15 protein-coding genes are annotated in these 20,522 nt (G+C 65.5%); 7 read left to right on the top strand and 8 right to left on the bottom strand.

The window, feature by feature from the left end; all coding sequences use genetic code 11:
- Positions 1-604: 604 nt before the first annotated feature.
- Positions 605-1,783 carry an MFS transporter gene (locus ACFYOW_RS03580; protein WP_387285990.1) on the top strand — a complete coding sequence of 393 codons (1,179 nt, stop codon included), beginning with the start codon at positions 605-607 and terminating at the stop codon, positions 1,781-1,783.
- An 8-nt stretch (positions 1,784-1,791) separates the two neighbouring features.
- On the opposite strand, the gene ACFYOW_RS03575 is transcribed toward ACFYOW_RS03580, so the two are convergent.
- Positions 1,792-2,553: an alpha/beta fold hydrolase gene (locus ACFYOW_RS03575; RefSeq protein WP_387284146.1), complete on the bottom strand. Its 762-nt coding sequence runs from the start codon at positions 2,551-2,553 to the stop codon at positions 1,792-1,794.
- A 73-nt stretch (positions 2,554-2,626) separates the two neighbouring features.
- Between ACFYOW_RS03575 and ACFYOW_RS03570 the strand changes: the two genes are divergently transcribed.
- Positions 2,627-3,040 carry a MarR family winged helix-turn-helix transcriptional regulator gene (locus tag ACFYOW_RS03570; RefSeq protein WP_387284144.1) on the top strand — a complete coding sequence of 138 codons (414 nt, stop codon included), beginning with the start codon at positions 2,627-2,629 and terminating at the stop codon, positions 3,038-3,040.
- 57 nt (positions 3,041-3,097) lie between these two features.
- On the top strand, positions 3,098-4,804 hold the full coding sequence (gene ilvD / locus ACFYOW_RS03565; protein WP_387284142.1) for a dihydroxy-acid dehydratase: 1,707 nt from the start codon (positions 3,098-3,100) through the stop codon (positions 4,802-4,804).
- A gap of 273 nt (positions 4,805-5,077) precedes the next feature.
- Here the strand turns inward: ilvD and ACFYOW_RS03560 are convergent, their stop codons facing one another.
- Positions 5,078-5,962: a sigma-70 family RNA polymerase sigma factor gene (locus tag ACFYOW_RS03560; protein ID WP_387284140.1), complete on the bottom strand. Its 885-nt coding sequence runs from the start codon at positions 5,960-5,962 to the stop codon at positions 5,078-5,080.
- 102 nt (positions 5,963-6,064) lie between these two features.
- Here ACFYOW_RS03560 and ACFYOW_RS03555 point away from each other — a divergent pair, with 102 nt between their 5' ends.
- Positions 6,065-6,412 carry a DoxX family protein gene (locus tag ACFYOW_RS03555; protein WP_387284138.1) on the top strand — a complete coding sequence of 116 codons (348 nt, stop codon included), beginning with the start codon at positions 6,065-6,067 and terminating at the stop codon, positions 6,410-6,412.
- A gap of 513 nt (positions 6,413-6,925) precedes the next feature.
- Here ACFYOW_RS03555 and ACFYOW_RS03550 read toward each other — a convergent pair.
- The 4 genes from ACFYOW_RS03550 to ACFYOW_RS03535 form a co-directional block, all read right to left on the bottom strand.
- Positions 6,926-8,524 carry a GMC family oxidoreductase gene (locus ACFYOW_RS03550; protein WP_387284136.1) on the bottom strand — a complete coding sequence of 533 codons (1,599 nt, stop codon included), beginning with the start codon at positions 8,522-8,524 and terminating at the stop codon, positions 6,926-6,928.
- Positions 8,525-8,627: 103 nt separating this feature from the next.
- Entirely contained in the window at positions 8,628-9,992 is a 1,365-nt protein-coding gene (locus ACFYOW_RS03545) for an NtaA/DmoA family FMN-dependent monooxygenase (RefSeq protein WP_387284134.1), read from the bottom strand.
- Positions 9,992-11,059 carry an LLM class flavin-dependent oxidoreductase gene (locus ACFYOW_RS03540; protein ID WP_387284133.1) on the bottom strand — a complete coding sequence of 356 codons (1,068 nt, stop codon included), beginning with the start codon at positions 11,057-11,059 and terminating at the stop codon, positions 9,992-9,994. Before ACFYOW_RS03540 ends, ACFYOW_RS03545 begins: the two co-directional genes overlap by 1 nt.
- Before the next feature lie 124 nt (positions 11,060-11,183).
- Positions 11,184-12,635 carry an MFS transporter gene (locus tag ACFYOW_RS03535; RefSeq protein ID WP_387284131.1) on the bottom strand — a complete coding sequence of 484 codons (1,452 nt, stop codon included), beginning with the start codon at positions 12,633-12,635 and terminating at the stop codon, positions 11,184-11,186.
- A 192-nt stretch (positions 12,636-12,827) separates the two neighbouring features.
- Between ACFYOW_RS03535 and ACFYOW_RS03530 the strand changes: the two genes are divergently transcribed.
- Positions 12,828-16,991 (top strand): trypsin-like peptidase domain-containing protein, encoded by a 4,164-nt coding sequence (locus ACFYOW_RS03530; RefSeq protein ID WP_387284129.1) that lies wholly within the window; start codon positions 12,828-12,830, stop codon positions 16,989-16,991.
- A 26-nt stretch (positions 16,992-17,017) separates the two neighbouring features.
- Here ACFYOW_RS03530 and ACFYOW_RS03525 read toward each other — a convergent pair whose 3' ends face one another.
- The gene (locus tag ACFYOW_RS03525) at positions 17,018-17,620 is read right to left on the bottom strand and encodes an RNA polymerase sigma factor (RefSeq protein WP_387284128.1); all 603 of its coding nucleotides are present in this window, start codon (positions 17,618-17,620) and stop codon (positions 17,018-17,020) included.
- Positions 17,621-17,790: 170 nt separating this feature from the next.
- Here ACFYOW_RS03525 and ACFYOW_RS03520 point away from each other — a divergent pair, with 170 nt between their 5' ends.
- Both ACFYOW_RS03520 and ACFYOW_RS03515 read left to right on the top strand, forming a co-directional pair.
- Positions 17,791-19,035 (top strand): DUF4328 domain-containing protein, encoded by a 1,245-nt coding sequence (locus ACFYOW_RS03520; RefSeq protein ID WP_387284126.1) that lies wholly within the window; start codon positions 17,791-17,793, stop codon positions 19,033-19,035.
- Between the two features lie 37 nt (positions 19,036-19,072).
- Entirely contained in the window at positions 19,073-19,897 is an 825-nt protein-coding gene (locus tag ACFYOW_RS03515) for a hypothetical protein (RefSeq protein ID WP_387284124.1), read from the top strand.
- On the opposite strand, the gene def is transcribed toward ACFYOW_RS03515, so the two are convergent.
- Entirely contained in the window at positions 19,783-20,406 is a 624-nt protein-coding gene (gene def / locus ACFYOW_RS03510) for a peptide deformylase (protein ID WP_387284122.1), read from the bottom strand. The genes ACFYOW_RS03515 and def overlap by 115 nt on opposite strands.
- Positions 20,407-20,522: the final 116 nt, after the last annotated feature.

Below are 20,522 nucleotides of genomic sequence, written 5' to 3'. Positions count from 1 at the left end.
CTGCTACTGGCCAGGTTCCCGCCTGAGCTCAAACCAGAGACAGAGGACGAGGATCTTCCCTTCTAGAATCGAGTCGACGAACTCATGGTGTCGGGCTAGGTCGAAGCTCGCGCGCTATTGCTACCGTCAAAAGCTACAGCCAGGGTGGTCTTGCGGGTTAGCCGACCGGTCGCATCGGCCGAAACGCAGTCCGAGACAGGTCGATTCGCAGATCTCGGCATCGATCTGCGAGTTACGTCGCGCTCACCCGGGCTGGGCCGCGCAGACTGGTCCATGAGCTGGCACGCGAGGAAGCGACCCCGCTGCGGTCGCGCTCGACGGTGTATCGGGTGCTGATCCGAGCAGGGCTGCTGGAACCGTTGTCGCGGAAGCGCAAAAGCGATACCTACCGGTGCTGGGTACGCCCCGAACCGATGCAGTTGTGGCAGATGGACATCGTCGGCGGGACTTCCTGGTCGACGGCACCGAACTCGCCCGGCAGCACACGATGGAACGGGAGTGATCGTCGATGCTGGTGACGATCTTCTCGGTGCATAAGCCTGCTGGGGCGGCGGATCGTCGCTATTCTCTGAGCGTGTCGGCGGTCGTGCCCGAGCCAACGGCGATGAGTCCATGGCGGTTCGTCGTCGGATTCGGTGTGGTCAGTCTGCTCGCCGATATCGTGTACGAGGGCGCTCGGGCGGTCACCGGTCCGTATCTGGCCTCGCTCGGCGCGAGCGCTGTTCTGGTGGGTGTGATCACCGGTGCAGGGGAGGCATTCGCGCTCGCAGGTCGTTTGGTGAGCGGTCCGCTGGCCGATCGGACGCGCGCCTACTGGCCGCTGGCCTTCGGCGGCTACACCCTGACCGTCGCCTCGGTTCCGCTGCTCGGGTTCGCGACCGGGTTGTGGTCGGCGGGGGTGCTCGTGATCGCGGAGCGGGCGGGTAAGGCGGTGCGCAGTCCCGCGAAGGATGTGCTGCTGTCGCATGCGGCGGGTGCCGTCGGTCGCGGTCGTGGGTTCGCGGTGCACGAGGCACTCGATCAGATCGGCGCGTTGATCGGGCCGCTTGTCGTCGCGGGGATGCTCGTGCTTTCGGCAGGTGACTACCGCCCAGCGTTCTTCGCACTGGCGGTACCCGGTGTCGCCGTCCTGGTGGTGTTGGGGAGATTGTGGGCGCGCGTGCCGAATCCGGCCGCGTACGAACCGACGGTGCCGCCAACCGAAACAGCAGCGGTCCCAACCAGATTGCCGTCGCAGTTCTGGACCTACCTCGCCTTCGCCGCCGCAACCACCGCTGGCTTCGCCGGGTTCGGCTTGCTCGCCTTCCATCTCGCCACCCGCGAACTCCTGCCGGTGGCGGTGATCCCGGTCGTCTATGCCGCGGCAATGGTCGTCGATGCCCTCGCCGCCCTGCTCACCGGCTGGTGCTACGACCGCACCGGTGCCCGAATCCTCATTGTGGTGCCCCTACTCTCGGCCCTCATCCCGCCACTTGCCTTTCAGGACAATGCGATTCCCGCAGTCATCGGCGCACTGCTCTGGGGCGCGGTGCTCGGCGTCCAGGAGTCGACACTCCGTGCGACCGTCGCCGACTTGGTCCCGGCGCACCGACGCGGCACCGCCTACGGTGTGTTCGCCGCCGGCTCGGGCCTGGCCGCCTTCGCCGGATCCGCGCTCCTCGGCCTGCTCTACGCCCGATCCCTGACCGCCGTGGTCAGCGTCACGGCTGCCATCCAACTCATAGCGCTGCTCGTCTTCGTAACCAGCCGGCTTCGCCTTGGCATGTCGAGTCGACGCGTGTGAGCGATCCGCTACCGCACTGACCGGAGGAATCCGTCGATGTGCTCGAAAGTGGCCTCGGGCTGTTCCAATTGGGGCAAATGCCCTGCCGCACGGATGATTTCGAAGCGGGCATCGGCGAAGGCGGCGGCATAGGCCGCGCCGTAGGCCGGGGTGACGATGCGATCGCTTTCACCCCAGAGCAACAGGGTGGGGGTGGTGACGGCGGCGAGGCGGGGGAGCAGTCGGGGATTGTGCATGTACGGGTCGGCCGCATAAGTCCGTAGTGCGGCCATATTCCTTTGGCGCATGGCCGATTGTGCAGCGGGAATATCAGCGGGGTCTTGGTAGAAGCGCGCGGGGTCGTGGTAGGAGTGCTCGGCCACGCCGCGGGCATCGAGGGTGAAGAAGTCGGCGATCGGTTCCTCGTCGAACCATACGCCGGTCGCATCGATCAGGACGAGTCCGCCGATCCGGCGGTCGCGATCACGGACGGCCATTTCGGCGGCAATCCAGCCGCCGATCGAGGAGCCGACGACGAAAACGTCTTGCAGATCGCGATCGTGGAGCAGGTCCAGGTAGGCGCGTGAAAGATCACCGATGCTGTCGAACGCCAACGGTGTGCCATTCCAACCCGGATGGGTCGGTGCAATGACATGCGACGAGCGGGACAGGTGCTCGGCGATACCGGCCACCGAGGCCGGCCCTGCGCCCCCATGTAGAACGAGAACTGTTGGGCCGCTGCCCGATTCGGCGATGGTGAGCGGTGGGTGCGGCTGGGTGTCTGCGGTCATCGTCGAGCTCCTCGATCCATTGACTAAACATGTTGATATAAACAAGCTTAGTCAAACTGCTAGGGTCATGTCCATGCCTGGTGATCTGCAAGCCCTGGGACGCGCCGTCAAACAGGCGCAGTACCGCCACCACCGCGCGTTGGACAATCGGCTCGCGACCGTAGGGACCACCCTCGCCCAGTGGGACGCCTTGCGCGCCATCGACCGCAATCCCGGTTCCACCGCACGCGCCTTGGCCGAGGAGACATTCCAGAGCGAGCAGGCCTTCGGCACCCTCGCCAACCGGCTCGTGACACGCGGTCTCATCGAACGCACCCCCGGTCGCGGTCGCGCCATCGAACACCGGTTGACCGTCGCAGGCGAGCAGGTCCTGCGCGCCGGTCATCGGGTCGCGAACGAAGTATTGACCGAATCCTTCGCCGCATTGTCCGCCGGCGAACGCGCGACTCTGCTCGATCTGCTCCAGCGAATCGGCACGCACGGATAATCACCCTGATCGGCGTGGTCGGCGGCGCTGGGGATGCGGGCGGGGAATGATGTGGCCATGGTCAATGATCCGAACGGTCCCGATATCAAGCCGCGTAGTCGCGATGTCACCGATGGTCTGGAGAAGACCGCCGCGCGTGGCATGTTGCGGGCGGTTGGCATGGACGACGGTGACTGGGGGAAGTCGCAGATCGGGGTGGCCTCCTCGTGGAACGAGATCACGCCGTGCAATCTGTCGCTGGACCGGCTTGCCAAGGCGTGCAAGGAGGGGGTGTTCGCAGGCGGCGGGTATCCGATGGAATTCGGGACCATTTCGGTCTCCGACGGCATCTCCATGGGACATGAGGGCATGCATTTCTCCCTGGTATCGCGGGAGGTGATCGCCGACAGCGTGGAAACCGTGATGCAGGCCGAGCGACTCGACGGTTCGGTGCTGCTGGCCGGATGCGATAAATCCCTACCCGGCATGCTCATGGCGGCGGCGCGGCTGAACCTGGCGAGTGTGTTCCTGTACGCGGGCTCGATCCTGCCCGGTATCGCGAAACTCAGCGATGGCAGCGAGCGCGAAGTGACGATCATCGATGCGTTCGAGGCGGTCGGCGCCTGCTCGCGCGGTTTGATGAGTCGCGAGGATGTGGACGCCATCGAGCGAGCCATCTGTCCGGGTGAGGGCGCCTGCGGCGGCATGTACACCGCCAACACCATGGCGAGCGCGGCCGAGGCATTGGGCATGTCGCTGCCCGGCAGCGCGGCACCGCCCGCGACCGATCGGCGGCGCGACGGTTACGCGCGGCGCAGCGGTGAGGCGGTGGTGGAATTGCTGCGGCGGGGCATCACGACGGCCGACATTCTCACCAAGGAGGCCTTCGAGAACGCGATTGCGGTGGTCATGGCATTCGGCGGCTCCACCAATGCCGTACTGCACCTGCTCGCGATCGCCCACGACGCGAAAGTCGATCTGGCACTCGAGGACTTCGCGCGTATCGGCCGCCGGGTGCCGCACCTCGCCGATGTGAAACCCTTCGGGCGACATGTGATGACCGATGTCGACCGGATCGGCGGTGTGCCGGTGATGATGAAGGCGCTGCTCGATGCCGGACTACTGCACGGCGACTGCCTGACCGTCACCGGTCGCACGGTCGCAGAGAACCTCGCCACCATCGCGCCGCCCGATCCCGACGGAAAAGTGGTGCGGGCCATGGCATCTCCGATCCACCCGACCGGTGGCATCACCATCCTCGCCGGATCGCTCGCGCCCGGCGGCGCGGTGGTCAAGTCGGCAGGCTTCGATTCCGACGTATTCACCGGTACGGCACGGGTTTTCGATCGCGAACGGGCGGCGATGGACGCGCTCGAGGACGGCACCATCACCGCGGGCGATGTGGTGGTCATCCGCTACGAGGGGCCCAAGGGCGGTCCCGGCATGCGCGAGATGCTCGCCATCACCGCGGCCATCAAGGGTGCGGGGCTCGGCAAGGACGTGCTGCTGCTCACCGACGGACGCTTCTCCGGCGGCACCACTGGACTCTGCGTCGGCCATGTCGCTCCCGAGGCGGTCGATGCTGGGCCGATCGCCCTCGTCAACGACGGCGACCAGATCCGCCTCGACGTTGCCGCAGGCACCCTGGACCTTCTCATCGCTCCCGAAGAACTCGACCGCCGCCGCGAAGGCTGGAAACCGCTGCCGCCCCGCTACACCCGTGGCGTGCTCGCCAAATACTCGAAGTTGGTCGGCTCGGCGTCCTTCGGTGCGGTCTGCGACTGAAGCAGGAGTCGTCGACTGTCGATGCCGTTGCCGGATCGGCCGCCGAGGTGAGTCACATGGTCGTTCGGATGCATTCGGTGAGCGACCATTCGACTCGCCTGCACGATAAGCCCACCTGTCGTACCGAGGTCTCGGAATCTTTGCGACGCGTGGCGGCGCGCTCGCCGAGTATTCGAAGTTGGTTGGTCGCCGTCCTCGGGTGTCGTCTGCGGCTGAAGTTGCCTTCGTCAGCAGCGTGGCGGCGTGATGCGCGACGCCTGAATTTCCCCGGGCTCAGGGCAATTCGGGAAGGACGGCGATCTCCAGGTGCCGCAGGCGGGTCGGATCGGCGATCACCTCGTAGCCCGCGATTCGGTGGTCCGCGACGGTAACCGCAAGCGCGAGCAGCAGTTTGCCGCGCGGCGCGACAATGATGCCGACCGCGCCGTCGACCAGCGCGAGCGTGGCGACCTGGGAGCGACGGCGCAGGATGACGGTCTCGCGGGCCACCGCCTGCGCACCCCGCGCGACCGGCGCTATACCCGAGGGCAGCGCGGCCGGGTCGGCCGTACGCACTACATCGGGCGCGAGGACTGCGAGCAGTGCGTCGAGATCACCGCTGCGGGCGGCGGCGAGGAAGGCATCCACGACATGTCGCTGCTGCGCGAGTTCGGCGGTGGACGCGCTCGCATCGCCGTGCGCCCTGGTCCTGGCCCGGCTGGCGAGCTTCTTGGTGGCGGCGCTGGTGCGCCCGACAATCGGCGCGATCTGATCGAAGGGAACGGCGAACATATCGTGCAACACGAACGCCGCCCGCTCATCCGGACCGAGCGTATCCAGCACCACCAGTAGCGCGCGCCCGACCGAATCGACCAGCACTGCTTCGCTTTCCGGATCGCGGTCGTAGGCGGCGTCGCCGAGTTCAGCGATCCGATCGATCGGATCCTCGCGCCGGGCGGTTCGCGAGCGCAGCATATCCAGACAGATCCGGGAGACCACCGTGGTCAACCACCCCGCCAGATTCTCGACCTCGCTCGTGTCGGAGCGGTCCAGTCGCAGCCATGCCTCCTGCACCGCGTCCTCGGCTTCACTGGCCGATCCGAGCATCCGGTAGGCGACCGCGTGCAGGTGATCGCGGTGCGTCTCGAATCGTCGCGCCAACAATTCCTGTGCGTGCATCGGTCACCTTTCGCGGTCGGCATCCATCACGTGAATAGGGCGATCGGGTGTCCCACCCACGATCGCAGATCCGCAGAACCGAGATACCTGGAGGGTAGTTCCATGTTTGTCGCATATGTCGTCGTCACCATCCTCGCCGCCGCAGCCGCATTCGCCGCCACCGGCTTCGATATCGTCAAGGCGGATCAGGTGCGCGAGACCATGCGCGGCTACGGCCTCCCACAATGGACCCTCAACCCACTGGCCATCCTGAAAGCCCTCGGCGGCCTCGGCCTCCTGATCGGCCTGGCATACCCGCCACTCGGGCTCACCGCCGCCCTCTGCCTGGTCCTTTACTTCCTCGGCGCGGAAATCACCGTTATCCGAGCCAAGCTGTACGCCGACATCGCTTATCCCATGCCCTACCTGCTGCTGTCCGCAGCCTCCCTGGCCCTATTCGCCTACGCCTGACTCCGCCCCGTGCCCGCGATCGAGCCCGCCGCGCTGCCGGGTGCCGTTGCGCTGCTGGATACCACTGCGCTATCGAGTGTCGATGTGTGGCTGGAGGTTGTTGTACTGCCGGGTGTCATCGCCCTGCTGGGTGTTGTCGTGCTGCCCGGTGTTGTCGTGCTGCTCGGTGCCGCTGCGCTCCGGATATCGGCGCGCCGCCGGACGCCGCTGTCCTGCTGGGTGTCATTGTCCTGCGCGGTGCTGCCGCACCACTTTCGACGGAGACCAGAAGACTCGCCTCGACGAGGCGAGCCACTGCGGCACAACACCAATCGGTCAGGCGGGCGCTTTGACATTCGGTGCGGCACAGCACGTTATGCACACATGCATGCAATGCGATATTGCGTTGCATGCCATTTCGAGCCCGATCTGCGGCACGAACCAGGGGACCAGCACATTCCGCCGCCGCGGAGAGTCCCGCGAGCCCGACCGGCAAATGGTGGTCTATCGAAACCCTTCGCCTGCGGCAGCGTGCTAACCATGCAGGATGAACTGGGCTGCCTGCTCACCGATGAACACACTCGGCGCATGCGTGTGCCCGCGGATCAGCAACGGCATCACCGACGCGTCCGCAACGCGGAGTCCTTGCACCCCACGCACTTCCAGTCGCGGCGTGACGACACTGCCCGCATCGGTACCCATCCGGCAGGTGCCGACCGGGTGATACAGGGTGTGCGAGTAGCCGTTCAGTGTCAATTCCATTGCGGCCTCGAGCTCGGCCGGAGCCTGCGGAGGATAGATCAGCGGCCCGAGTGCCGCCTTCAGAGCCGGAGCCGCGGCCAGTTCGGCGCACACACGCAAACCAGACATGATCGCGGCCCGGTCCGCGCCACCGCTATCGGAGAGATAGCGTGGATCGATGACCGGTTTGGCGGTGGGATCACCGGAACCCAGCGAGATCCGGCCGCGACTGTGCGGCCGTAACAGCACTGTCGCCAGCACGACCCCGTGCTCGGTCGGATCCACGAGACCCTCGTAGAAGAACGGCGCGGGCGCGAAAATCAGCTCCAGATCCGGCAATTCGAGATCGGACCGGCTGCGGATGAAACCGTAGGCCTCACCGACATTGGAGGTGAGCATGCCGCGGTGCCGGAACAGATAATCGAGCAGCTGACGTGGCTTCTCCGCCGTGAACAGCGAATCGGATTCCACGCCGTAGCCGAGCGCCGCGACCAGGTGGTCCTGCAGATTGGCGCCCACCTCGGGCGCATTGTGCACAAGCGGAATGTGATGGCGGGCCAGCTCGTCCTCATCGCCGATACCCGAGAGCATGAGCAACTGCGGGCTATTGATCGCACCACCGCAGAGCAACACCTCGCGCCTGGCGGACACAGTCTGTGTGACGCCGTCCTTGCGGTACTCCACACCCGTCGCGCGCGGCCCTCCGGTTCGCGAGGTCTCGAAGATGATCCGCGACGCGAGCGCCTCGGTATAGACGGTGAGATTCGCACGGCGCATCGCGGGCTTCAGATACCCGTCGGCCGTACTCCACCGCTTGCCGCCGCGCTGGGTGACCATGGTCTCGCTGAACCCCTCCGGCTGCGGCCGATTCGGTGGCTCCACAAGGAATCCGGATTCCTTGGCCGCGGCCAAATACGCCGCGGTCAAAGCGCGCGGACTGCGCTGCCGCGAAATATGCAGCGGCCCCGTCGCGCCCTCATCCGGATACTGGGCGTCCTCGACGGACTCGATCTTGCGGAACTGCTCGACCGCCGCCGAGAACCCCCACTCGTCTCCGGCCAGCAGTGCCCACTCGTCGTAGTCGGCACGGAATCCGCGTACCCACATCATCGCGTTCATCGACGACGATCCGCCGAACATTTTGCCGCGCGGCCAGTAGATCTGCCGATTCTTCAGCTCGGGCTGCGGTTCGGTGAGGTAGTCCCAATCCACCTCCGAGCGGAACAGCTTGGCGAATGCCGCCGGGATATGGGCGAACTTGTTCTTATCCGGCGGTCCGGCCTCGAGCACCACCACCGACACATCCGGATCGTCGCTGAGCCGGTTGGCCAGGACCGCGCCGGCCGATCCGGAGCCGACGATCACATAATCCGCGGTAACCCCTGCTTGCACTGTCCCACTCCGATCTGCACTGCGTATGGCAAACATACGAGCAAGACGCGGCCTCGGGTTCGGTTTCCTCACAAACCGGGTATGTTTCGCGGATCGGACCTGATTATCCGCGCCTGGTCAGCGGCGGTCGCAGACCGAGATGTTCGCGCAGGGTGGTGCCTGTGTAGGCGGTGCGATAGGACCCGCGTTCCTGCAATTCAGGAATCAGCCAGTCGACGATCTCGTCGAGTCCGGTCGGCACCAGATACGGCGAGATATTGAACCCGTGGGTCGCGCCGTGGCGGACCCAGCGGGTGAGTTCGTCGGCGACCTGACTCGGTGTTCCGGCGAATCCGGACCGCTGCGAGGTCTCGATGGCGACCTGGCGCAGCGACAGATTCTTGGCCTCGGCCAGCGCCCGCCACTGTCGGGCGATCGCCACCGGATCCTGACCGTCGCGCTGTGCGCCGCGCTCACCCGAAATCACTCGGGGCTGTGGGTCGTCCGCGGGCAGCGGACCGTCCGGATCGAGATCCGACAGATCGCGACCCCACACCTGTCCGACCAGGGAAAGGGCGGTCTGTCCAGTGAATTGGCCCTCGAGCACCCAGCGCGCCTTCTCCTCGACCTCGGATTCCCGCTCCGCCAAAACGATCTGAGTGCCGGGTAGGATCTTGATGTCATCGGCCGGTCGGCCCGCGCGTTCCAGGCGTGTTCGAATATCGTTCGCGAACGCGAGCGCGGCGTCGAAATGTGTTCCGTGCCTGGAGAAGATGACCTCCGCATGGGTCGCTGCGAAGTCGCGGCCCGCCGGTGAATCACCGGCCTGGAAGATCACCGGATGGCCCTGAGCGCTGCGCGGCAGGGTCGGCGTGATCGAGACTTGGAAGTGCTCGTTGTCGCGGGTCACCGTCCGCACCGAATCCGTTGCGGCCCAATCGGTATCGTGGCGCGAGGTCGCGATCGCATTGTCGGCCCAGGCATCCCAGATTTCGCGTGCCGTCCGAATGAATTCGCCCGCGCGCTCGTAGCGCTGCGCGTGGTCGAGGAAGCCGCCGCGCCGGAAATTCGCACCGGTCCAGGCATTGTCGGTGGTGACGGCGTTCCAGCCCGCACGGCCGCCGGACAGCAGATCCAGGCCCGCGAGTCGGCGGGCGAGATCGGCCGGTTCGTTGTAGGTGGTGTTCTGGGTGGCGACCAGACCGATCCGGCTGGTGATGCCGGCCAGGGCCGCCAACTGGGCAATGGCGTCGGGACGTCCGGCGATATCGGTATCGAGCAGCTTTCCGTTCTGCTCGCGCAGGCGCAGGCCCTCGCCGAGGAAGAATGCATCGAAGAGTCCGCGCTCGGCCGTGGTGACGATATGCCGAAAGGTTTCGAAGTCGATCTGCGAGCCGCTGCTCGAATCGGACCAGATGGTGCTGTGGTTGACGCCTTGGAAGAAGACGCCGAAATGAACCTGTGCGTCGGGGAAAGGAACCTCGGACATCAGTGCTGATCCTTCCCATAACGGTTGATCGGCCGCTCCAGGCCGAGGTTGGCGCGCAGGGTCGAACCCGGCACCGGACGGTGGGCGACACCGGCGCGAAACAGGGCGGGCAGGACGTATCGCGCCAGCGCCGGGAGGTCTTCGTCGATAACGGCCGGATGCAGGCGCACACCGTCGACGTGGCGTGCGAGTTCGGTGATGAGGCGGACGAGTTCGGCCGGGGAGCCCGAGAACGCCAGGCGCTCAGTGCGATTCGCGGCCGCGTGCTTGCCCAGGTCGGCGAGGCGTTCAGCGGCTGTCGCGTGCGGAATGTCCAGGGCGACATCGAGTTCCGCGAACACCAGCGCACCGGTGGCCCGCGCGTGGTCCGCGGCGGCGAGGGTCTGAGCGAGGTCGGCTCCGGCGACCAGGATGACGTCGGCGGCACCGGTGTCATGCGCGAAGACGACCACCTGCCCCTGCGGTGGCCGCGGCACAATCGCCGGACCCTTCACCGAGAACGTTTCACCGCTGAAGTCGATGTAGTGCAGCTTGTCTCGATCCAGGAATCGGCTGGCCGCATAGTCGCGTACCACGGCGTCGTCTTCCCACGAATCCCACAGCCGACGCGCGACCTCGATCGAATCTCGTTGTTCGCGTGCGAGTTCCGCTTCAGTATTGCGTGGCGGTCGTCCCCAGGCGGTGGCCGCCACGGGATCTGTCGTGGCGATCCACCCGCCGCGCCCGCGCGAGGCGTAATCGAGCGTGGCCAGTTGTGACGAGGTGTGGAACGGCTCCGCGTAGGTGGTCGCGACCGTGGCGACCAGCCCGATGGTGCTGGTTGTCGCCGCGACGAACGAAGCCCGCGTCACTCCGTCGATCCGCCCCGCCGGAATCCCTGTGGGTGGCAGGATCGAATCGTCGAAGGTGGCGAGGGTGAAACCGGCATTCTCGGCGGCGCTGACCCGTTTGCGCAGCGTATTTCCGGTGAGCAACTGGTCGGGCGCATGTGCGGCCCGCCGCCACGCGGCCGGGTGATATCCCTCGCCGTCCAGTTCGATGCCCACCGCGAAGACATTTCCGCTCATTGGTATGACGATCGTCAAACTTGACCAGCGCCGCCATGATTTGCGTCGCGATGATCCGAATCGGCGATCGCGAGATGGCGGTGATCCCGGATTCGCCACCGAGCGAATCCGGGATCGGTTGCACTTACCGCGCGGCGCGAGCAGACAGCGCTGCGGCAACCAATACCGTGACACCCTCCGCAATGGCGGTGCCGCCCAACGCATGTGCGGCCGAGAGCACCGTACTGCCCATGAGGCCGAGGAATACCGACCCGAAGCAGGCGATCCCGACCACGATGCCCAGTTGCACACTGGTCACCAGAATGCCGCTGGCATCGGCCGCAAGGGCCATCGGAATCCTGGCCAGGGTGCGGGTCATCAGCGGGCTGAAGGCCAGGCCGAAACCGATGCCCTGGATCCCGAAGACGACCAGCGGCAGCGGACCGAAGTCGGCGCCGTTGCGCAGCATCATGCCCAGCGTCACCATGGTGGCCGCGCCGACCACCAGGCCGAACGGAATCATGGTGGCGTGCAGGCGATGTGGGATGCGCTCCCAGTTCAAACTGGCCAGCGCGAAGGTCACGCCCATCGGGATGAACAGCAGACCCGCGTGTAGTGCGGTATAGCCGAGGGTGCTCTGCAGGTGGATCGCCATGACGAACATCCAGCCACCGAAGGTCGCCATGATCGTGAAGAGCGTGCCCGCGGTGAGCGCCAGGCCCGGCGATTTCAGCACCCGCTGCGCGAACAGCGGTTCACCGTCGCGTGCCGCGACCGCCCGCTCGATGGCCACGAACATTCCGACCCCGATCACGCTGGCACCCAACATGATCCATGTCCACAGCGGCCAGTCCTGCTCATGCCCCAGCACCAGCGGCAACACGAGCAGCAGCACCGAGATGGTGAGCATGGTCAGACCCGCGAGATCGAGTTTCCGATCGAATCGCGCAGTGGCCGTGGGCAGTACCCGCGGCGCGATCAGCAGAAGCACGGCACCGATCGGCACATTCACCAGGAATACCCCGCGCCAGCTACTCCCGAAAAGGTCGGCATTGACGATCAATCCGCCCGCCACCTGACCGACGACCATGCCGCCGGAAATGATCGCCGAGTACGCGCTGAGCGCCTTGGCCCTGGCATTGCCGGTGAAATTCCGCTGGATCATGGTCATGATCTGCGGAATCATCGCCGCGGCCCCCGCGCCCTGCAGGAACCGGAATACGATGAGCGAGAACTCATTCCATGCCAACCCGCAGGCCAGCGAGGCAACGGTGAACACCGCGAGCCCGGTGATGAAGGTATGGCGTTGAGTGAACCGATCACCCAATCGCGCACCGGTCACGAGCAGCACGGCATAGGCGATCACATACCCCGCGACGATCAACTGCAGCGCGGATCCACTGGTATGCAACGAAGTACGAATAGAAGGAATGGCGACATTCACGATCGAGGCATCGAGTACCGCCATGAACTGCCCGGTGAGCAACACCGCGAGCACCGCGATGGTCCGCCGTGCACCGATCGCGGCGGGTTGAACTGCCGATCCCGCAACGGCCGACGTGGCCGCAGCGTTACCCGGCTGCAAGGTCTGAGTCATGTCATGAGCTTGCAACCGATCCCACACCAGTAACAGGAGTCCGATAACACTGGTACTGGCAACACCTGGATACCGACCGGCGGCCGCTGCGAAGGCCGTCGAAGCGCGGCGAGATGTATACCGACGATAGCGCTTTCGATCTCGAGCTCTGTTGTGCCGGGATATGTTCGTTCGGGCACCGAGAGGGGGACCATGACTGCAGGTGGTTCGAGCGCTGTCGCTCGATTCGGCTCGGCGCATGCGCGGATATGCACGACCACAGGTCAGGTCGTCGGCGCGGGGTTCCTGGTGGGCCCGAAGATCGTCGCGACGTGCGCGCACGTGGTCGCGTACGCGACCGGTACCGATCCGAATGACGTGCAGCCGCCGGACTCGGTTGTGGCGGTGGACTTTCCGTTGCTGCCGTCGGCCGGGCCACAGCGGGCGCGGGTGCGCCGGTGGTCACCGATCGCCGAGGACGGTCGGGGTGATATCGCGATCCTGGAGCTGGACGACGCCGTAGGCGATTCGGTGGCGCCGCCGCCGTTTTGGCGCGCCCATGACCCGTGGGGGCGCGAGTTCCGGATTTTCGGCTTTCCGGCGGAGTTGCCCGATGGCGTCTGGGCGTCGGGTGAGTTCCGGGAACGGCAGGGCACCGGCTGGCTGCAGCTGCAGCGGGTCGGCGGTCAGCCGATCACGCGGGGGTTCAGCGGTGCGCCGGTGTGGGACAGCGGAACAGACGCGGTAGTGGGGATGGCGGCAGTTGCCGACCCGCGTGGGTACACCGGGACAGCGTTCATGATCCCGATTGCCGACGTGCTCGGTATGGACCCCTCATTCGTCCCCAATCCCTATCGTGGGCTGGAGCCGTTCGACGAGGAACACGCGGACTACTTCTACGGTCGAGACGACGACATCGAGCGGGTGTCGGCAGCATTGCGGCGGCGACCGCTCGTCGCGGTGGCCGGACCGTCGGGCACCGGCAAATCGTCGCTCATCCGCGCGGGGGTGATCCCCCGGCTCCGGGCACAGGGGCGGCAGATCGCGACCTTCCGGCTCGCCGGCGAGGTGTCGCCGGGCGAGGCGGCCACGCCGGTCGTCCGAGCGGTGGCGCCACGATTCGATTTTCCGGACGGCGGCGAGCTCTCGACACTGCTGGCGGAACAGGCGGCGCGGGAGTCGGATACCCCCGACGACTCAGTGGCGCGATTGCTGGAGCGCGTGCCGCCGGAGGGGCTGGTGCTCTTCGCGGATCAATTCGAGGATCTGGCCGCGACCACGCCGGAGCGGGCACGTGCGGTCCTGCAATGGCTGATGGAGCTCACCCGCGCCGATACCGAGGGGCACATCCGAATTCTGCTCACGTTGCGGTGGGATGCGCTGAACAACCTGATCGACGCGGAACTCGCCAGTTTTCTCGACGGGGCGACGGTGGCGCTGGCGCCGATGGGGCGTGACCAGCTCCGCGACGCCATCCAGCGGCCCGCGGCCCGTGCGCCTGGCGTCGATCTGCAGCCGGCGCTGGTCGAGCGTCTCGTCGACGACACGGTGGGCGAGCCGGGTGCGCTGCCACTGCTCGAGTCGACTCTGACGCAACTGTGGGATCGGCGCGGCAGCGCATCTCTGACCATCGATGATTACGAAAAGGTCGGCCGCGCAACGGGTTTCTTCACCGACCGCGCTGAGCAGGTGCTGGACCAGTTCACCGATCCGGTCGAGCAATTCGACGTGCGGCGCCTACTGAAGCTGCTTGCCGCACCCGCGTCCAGCGGAGCGGGTTTCGTCCGGTCCGTGGTGTCGATCGGTGATTTCCCCGAACTACGCAGTGTCGCTGGACGATTGGCGCGTGACCGGCTGGTCGTCGTCGGCCGGGACGCGCAGGGAACCGACATCGTAGAACTGGCGCACCAGGCCCTCATCGACAACTGGTCGCGGCTGCGCGGCTGGCTGCAGGACGACCGCGACTTCCGTGCCTGGCAACAGCAACTGGAGCAGGACCGCCAGAAGTGGGAGCTGTCCGCACACGACAACGGCGCGCTGTTGCACGGCAAGACGCTGGAGGATGCGCTCGAATGGGTCGACAAGCGCAAACCTGAAATCCCTGCAGCGCATCGGCTGTACATCGCCGCGTCCCGCCGCCTCCGCCGACGCGAGGTGCGGCGATTGTGGACCGTCACCGCGGTGGTCACCGTACTCGCTCTGGTCGCCTCCGGCACCGCAGTCGTCGCCTATCGGGCCAGCCAGGCCCGGACGGCCCAATTGCGGGAGCAAGCGGGAATAAACCTCGCTCAGCAATCCGAAGTGCTCGGTAACACCGATCCGTCCAGGGCGCTCCAATTCGCGCAAGCCGCAGGAAGATTCGCTGCGGACAATGCGGATGTTCGAGCCGATCAGCTGCTCGAACAGGTTCGGTTGGGCTCATTGGATGTCGCGTACAACGAGCTGTGGTCCGATGTGCAGACAGCGGATTTCAGCGCGGATGCGTCGGTGTTGGCAACTGCCGAATCGAACGGCAATATCACGGTCTGGACAGGATTTCTCACCGGATCGCCGTCGTGGTGGCGGGTCGCAGCGGGGCCGAATGTTGTGGGCGCACGCCTGAGCCCCAATGGCGGCAAATTGGCCGTCATCGACGACCGTGGCGGCGTCGCGCTGTGGGACGTGCCGACTAGATCCGGTCCCGTCACCGTTCGCCCCGAGGGTGTGCAAGTCGTCGGCAGAAAGGCGCTCGTCGCAACGTTCTCCGAGGACGGCCGACAGTTGTTCATTTCTGTCGATCCGAAGCGGGACCATGGCACCTATCTCGGCGATCCTGATGTGGTCGAAAGATATGACCTGTCCGGACCACCTCGCCAACTCCAGGGCATTCCCGCCGATGGCATGCCGACACGTATCGTCGAACGGGTCGACTCGGTGAACGAGACCCTGTGGCTTCGGGAGACGGACGCGGATCTCAAACAACACCAGGTCGTTTTCGATCTGAGAAGCGGTCGGCCAGTTCGTGAATGGCGAGGGCACGACGTCACACCGGACGGCCTGACCGTCGAATGCGCCGACGACGCGAAGACGCTGATCATTCGCGGCGCCGACGGTGCGCAGCTTCGCAGTGTCGGACTCGGCACCTGCCAATCGCCCGGAGTCGACAGGACAGGACAATTCGCGATCGAATATTACGTCGGCAACAGGGACGCGTTCGGGATCGCAAAGCTCGTCCACTTAGCGACTGGACGCGTCTATCAGGTTCAGGTTCGAAGCAGTTCCGACGGGGTCGCCCCTGCGGTTCACCTCACCTCGGCCGGCCCGGTGTTGATCTTTGCGGCGAGTAAGGGCATCGAGCGATATGCGGTGGCAGCAGAGTCCAACCCTGATTGGCCCGAGATCACGCCCGACGATGTCACGGCGCTGTGGAGTCCCGATGGTCGTTATGTCGCGAGCTCTCGCGGCGAAACGTTCGAAGTCATCGACATGAAGTCGATGCGTCTTCTCTTCAGCCTGCCCGGTTTCACGCTTCGCGTGTGGCCACATGCGATGCTCGCCTTTACTCCCGACGAGCGGCACGCCTTGATGTGGACCGGCACTTCGAAGGTTGCCGTTGTGCTCATGCCTGCCTTCGACGAGGCAGATCGAATAGCGCTCCCGACGCCCCCGGGTTTGGATCCGGAAGGTTTGTCGTTCATAACCTTCGCCATCCGCGACGATGACGAAGTGGCCGCGCTGCACGCGGGAGCCATCACCCGCTGGCGCATCGGCGACCGTAGCCAGATCGGCGGTCAGGTCCTGCTCAGCCAGAACCTCGAGGATTTACGGACTCCCGCACGAGCGTCGGCCCTCGTCGGTTATGCGTCGGCAGACTCGGTTGTTGTCGACATCGACGGCATGGCGCTGCAGCTGTGGAATCTCCAGACCGGCGCGCTGGTTCGCTCATTCGATCCACCGGGTATAAGGGTGGTAAGTGTCCATATGAATCCAGGACAGGCCGAAGTGCTGGTCCAGGACGACTCCGGTTCGTTGTTCCGCTGGAACACCGCCACTGGCGAAACGGCGAAGGTGGATATGGCGCCGGTACCGCACGACTCCGTTGTCGCTGGATGGTCACCGGACGGTCTTGTCGTGCTCGGCAACAAGTCCGATGTCGAAGTGTGGGACACCCGGACAGGTACCAGCACGAAGTTCGCAGTGCCTGGGTCCACCGTGGTTTGGAAGCTCGTCGGAACGACGCTTATCGGTCTTTCGGGCGTCGGGCCGCTCCGAATAAACCTCGACCGCAACAACATTCAGCAAAGACTCTGCGCAATCAGCAATCGTGACTACACCGCCGCCGAACGCGACAAGCTACCGCGCGGCGTCGACAGCAAGCCGCCATGCGAGAGCAGCTGACCTCGAGCGTTGAATTCGATTGAGCATCAAGCGGCTTCGATGGTTGCACGGAGCCGTTTTAGTGCGGCGTGCACGTAGGCTTTCACGGTCCCGTCTCCCACGCCCATGATCGCGGCTGTTTCGGCATAGGTGTTTCCCTCGAACGCGCGCACGACTACTGCCTCGCGCTCACGGGCGGGGACGGTGTTCAATGCGGTAATCAGCGTGTGCCGCAACGCGATCACATCGTCGAAGGGAAGTCCGGCACTGTCTGCCAGCCGCGCGATTCGCGTCTCGCCGTCGGGATCGAGGCGGTCGCGATCGTTGGCGGCACGCCGCCATGTATCGCGGGTCAGGTTCTTTGCGGCGGTCCAGATGTAGCGACGCAATTCCTCTGCGTCGGTGATAGTCGGCCGTGCGGCGTAGACGCGCATAAACGCGGTCTGGACGATGTCTTCTGCGTCGGTGCGGCTTCCCACCTGTTTGGTGACCGAGGCCAGCAGCATGTCCTTGGTCGATTCGTACGCCTCGATCAGCAGGTCGTCGAACGACCGCTCCGAATCAATGCCGCCACGGCCGATTCGAATCACCGACGTCTCAGGAGCGTTCGCGAGCAATGACAGCGGTTCCCTCGCGCAGTCCTGCAGCACCGCGCCGAGCAGCGCGATGAGCGCAACGTCGCGTACCCAATCGCCATCGCCTGTCGTGCTCATCTGAACCGCCTTTCCGTGCTCTTACCGAACTACAACTGGTCGGTGCCCGAAAAAGTTGGGCACGAAACGTGGGCAACCGTTTGCCCCGTCACGGAGTTGAGGGATGCATGAAACCGTATCTTGATAGTCGGCAGAATCCGCTGTACGAACACCGACCGAGTGGCGGGACCGCAATCGCGGCGGGTGTGCTCGCCTTGTTCGGCGCGGTCCATCGGCTGCTGAGCGCAGTGCTTGCGGTCGGTCTGTTCATATTCCTCGACACGGGCAGTGAACTGCTTCGCGAGGCGGATCGCCCAATGCGGACGACTATGCTGATCTCCGCCCCGATCTTCCTGGTGATCGGCGTGCTGCTGCTCCTCGGCGGCACTCAGCTGCTCCGCCGGAGACAGGCGGGCCGGACGTTCGTCGTTACCGCCTGTGCGGCCGACATCGCTTATGGGATAATCGAATTCGCGATCGTAAAAGCGGTCTCCGCGAGCAACGACGATCTGATCCTGATCGGCAGTCCGGTGCTGGTGACGGTCGGTGTCATCTTCCCGGTCATTACGATCGGATTGACTGTGGCCGCCGCCACGATGCGGTGGCTCGATTACGACGACTCGCGGAGTTCGGCGAGCCTTCAGGCCGAACCTGTGCAGAATCAGGGCCCGGTGTCTTCGTGGACCACTCCCGGCACCGCGCTCGCCCGGCCGTGGGCCGTCGGACCGATCGATGCGCTCGGGCGTTGGTCGATCGGTTTGATCGGCTGCACAACGGCCGCACTGCTCGTCTTTGTGAGCACCGAGGCGCTGGGCTATCAAGCGCTCGACAAATATCACGGCAAGTACCCAAATGCTCAGGTCCGCAATGAGTTTCACGATTGGTCCATGGTCGTCGGTCCGGCCGTGATCACTATGCTCATGGCGTTGCTCGGCACGGGGATCGTATTCATGGCGTGGCTGCGACAGGCCAGGAGCAACGCCGACGCGCTGTGTGCGGCGCGGCATCGGCTGCCGATCGGGTGGGTGGTCGGCGGCTGGTTCTGCCCCGTGGTCAACCTGTGGTTTCCCGCGACGATACTGACCGATGTGCTGCGCGCCAGCGATCCGCGGACACCGACGGATGCGCCGGACCTGCGTCGACGTCCGGGCGGGTTGTTGGTCGGTGTGTGGTGGACGGCGTGGTTGGCCACGTGGATCGTGCTTTTCTGGCCGGTCGATTCCGACTTTATATCGCCGGCGCGGGCCGCTGTCGTGGCGCTGTCGATGGTGGTTGCCGCGGCGTGCGCGGCGGTGATCATCACTCGCATCGGCAGCTGGCAGCGGCCTCGGGTTCTGGCGGGCGATCCGAGTGGCATCTTCGATCGTCGATGACGACATGGTAGCGATCGACGAGGTTCGAGGGGACCCGATGAGCCGAACGACCGAGCGAGGGTTGCGCCGTTTTGTCGGCCCGGAAATCTACCAGTGCAATAGTTTTCGCGTGATCGGACTGGATGTCACGGCATCGGCTCGTGCGGTCCGGCGACGCGCCGAGGAGGCGCGAGATGACGAGCGGATTGCCGAGGCCTGTCGGCAACTGGGCGACCCGACGCGCCGGATCATCGACGAATTCTTCTGGCACTGGCCAGGTTACGACGCGCACAATCGCGCGGTCGATGCGCACCCAAAGGCCCTGGCTGATCCAGCGGGCGAGGTCGACTGGGCGGGTGTGCGGTTGCGGTGGCACCAAGCCGCGTGCGACGAGGACGGCTGGGACTATGCGCGTGATCGGATTCTGCGGTTGGACGAGCCGGAATGTGCCCGGCGGCTCCGCGGGAGCCGCGAGGACGTTGCGCTGGCCATCGTCACCGCTGTTCCGTTGCGCGTGGCGGCGAGGTGCGATTCCCGCAGCGCAGCGGAGTTGTTGCGCCGCGCGGAGGCACTCGCGGAGACCGACGATAGTCAGTTTCTGATCTACGCGGCTCGCATGGCTGCGGCGATCGGGCATGAAGTGCGCCAGCTCTGCTGGTTCTGCGGGCAGCCGAGCGCACCGGAATCCACCGCACGGGTGCGGCTGGTGCGAAGGCGCACGATGACCGAGCAGATGGTGGTGGACGAGCTCGTCGAGGAGTCGCGAACTCAGGGCAAGTCGAAGCCCATGGCCTCCGCCGCGGCCGAAGGGGTTGGTTGGGGCCAGCGGTCGATCAAGTTCTCGGCGGAGGTCAGGGAGCGGGTGATGGCGCGATCGATGTAGAGGGTCCCGTCGAGGTGGTCGGTTTCGTGTTGGACGATGCGGGCGGGCCAGCCGGAAACTTCCTCGTCCAGCTCGCGGCCGCGTTCGTCCTGGCCGTGCAGGCGCACGTGGGTGTGGCGCGCGACGACGGCCTGCCAGCCCGGAACGCTCAGGCAGCCCTCGAAGAATGCCGCGCGGCCGTCGCCGATGGGTTCGTAGGTCGGGTTGACCAGAACTCGGAAGGGTAGCGGCACCCGCCCGCGAACCGCGCGCACCTCGTCGGTCACTTCGGCCGGATCCTCCAGCACGGCCAGCCGCAGCGGTATCCCGACCTGTGGGGCGGCCAGTCCGACACCGGGCGCGGCATGCATCGTCTCCCGCATAGCCTGTACCAAGCGGTCCAATTGAGCCTGCGTCAGCTGTCCGTCGTAGCGCGCTGCGGGCGTGCGCAACACCGGATCGCCCGCGGTAACAATGGAGAGTGGACCACCGAGCAGCGTCTCGACAAGATCGGGAAGCGGGATCGTCATGGTTTCAGCATCGCAAAGCGCCGCGCGGCGCAATGATATGGCCAGGCCCCGTTGCCGAATATGGACCGCCCTGGAATATTTAGCCAGGCTAACGTGTTGCTGGATACAGGCGTCTT

Source organism: Nocardia sp. NPDC006982, from assembly GCF_042869435.1.
Taxonomy (GTDB): domain Bacteria; phylum Actinomycetota; class Actinomycetes; order Mycobacteriales; family Mycobacteriaceae; genus Nocardia.
Note: the sequence above shows the minus strand (reverse complement) of the source record. Positions and strands in the feature narration are given on the sequence as shown.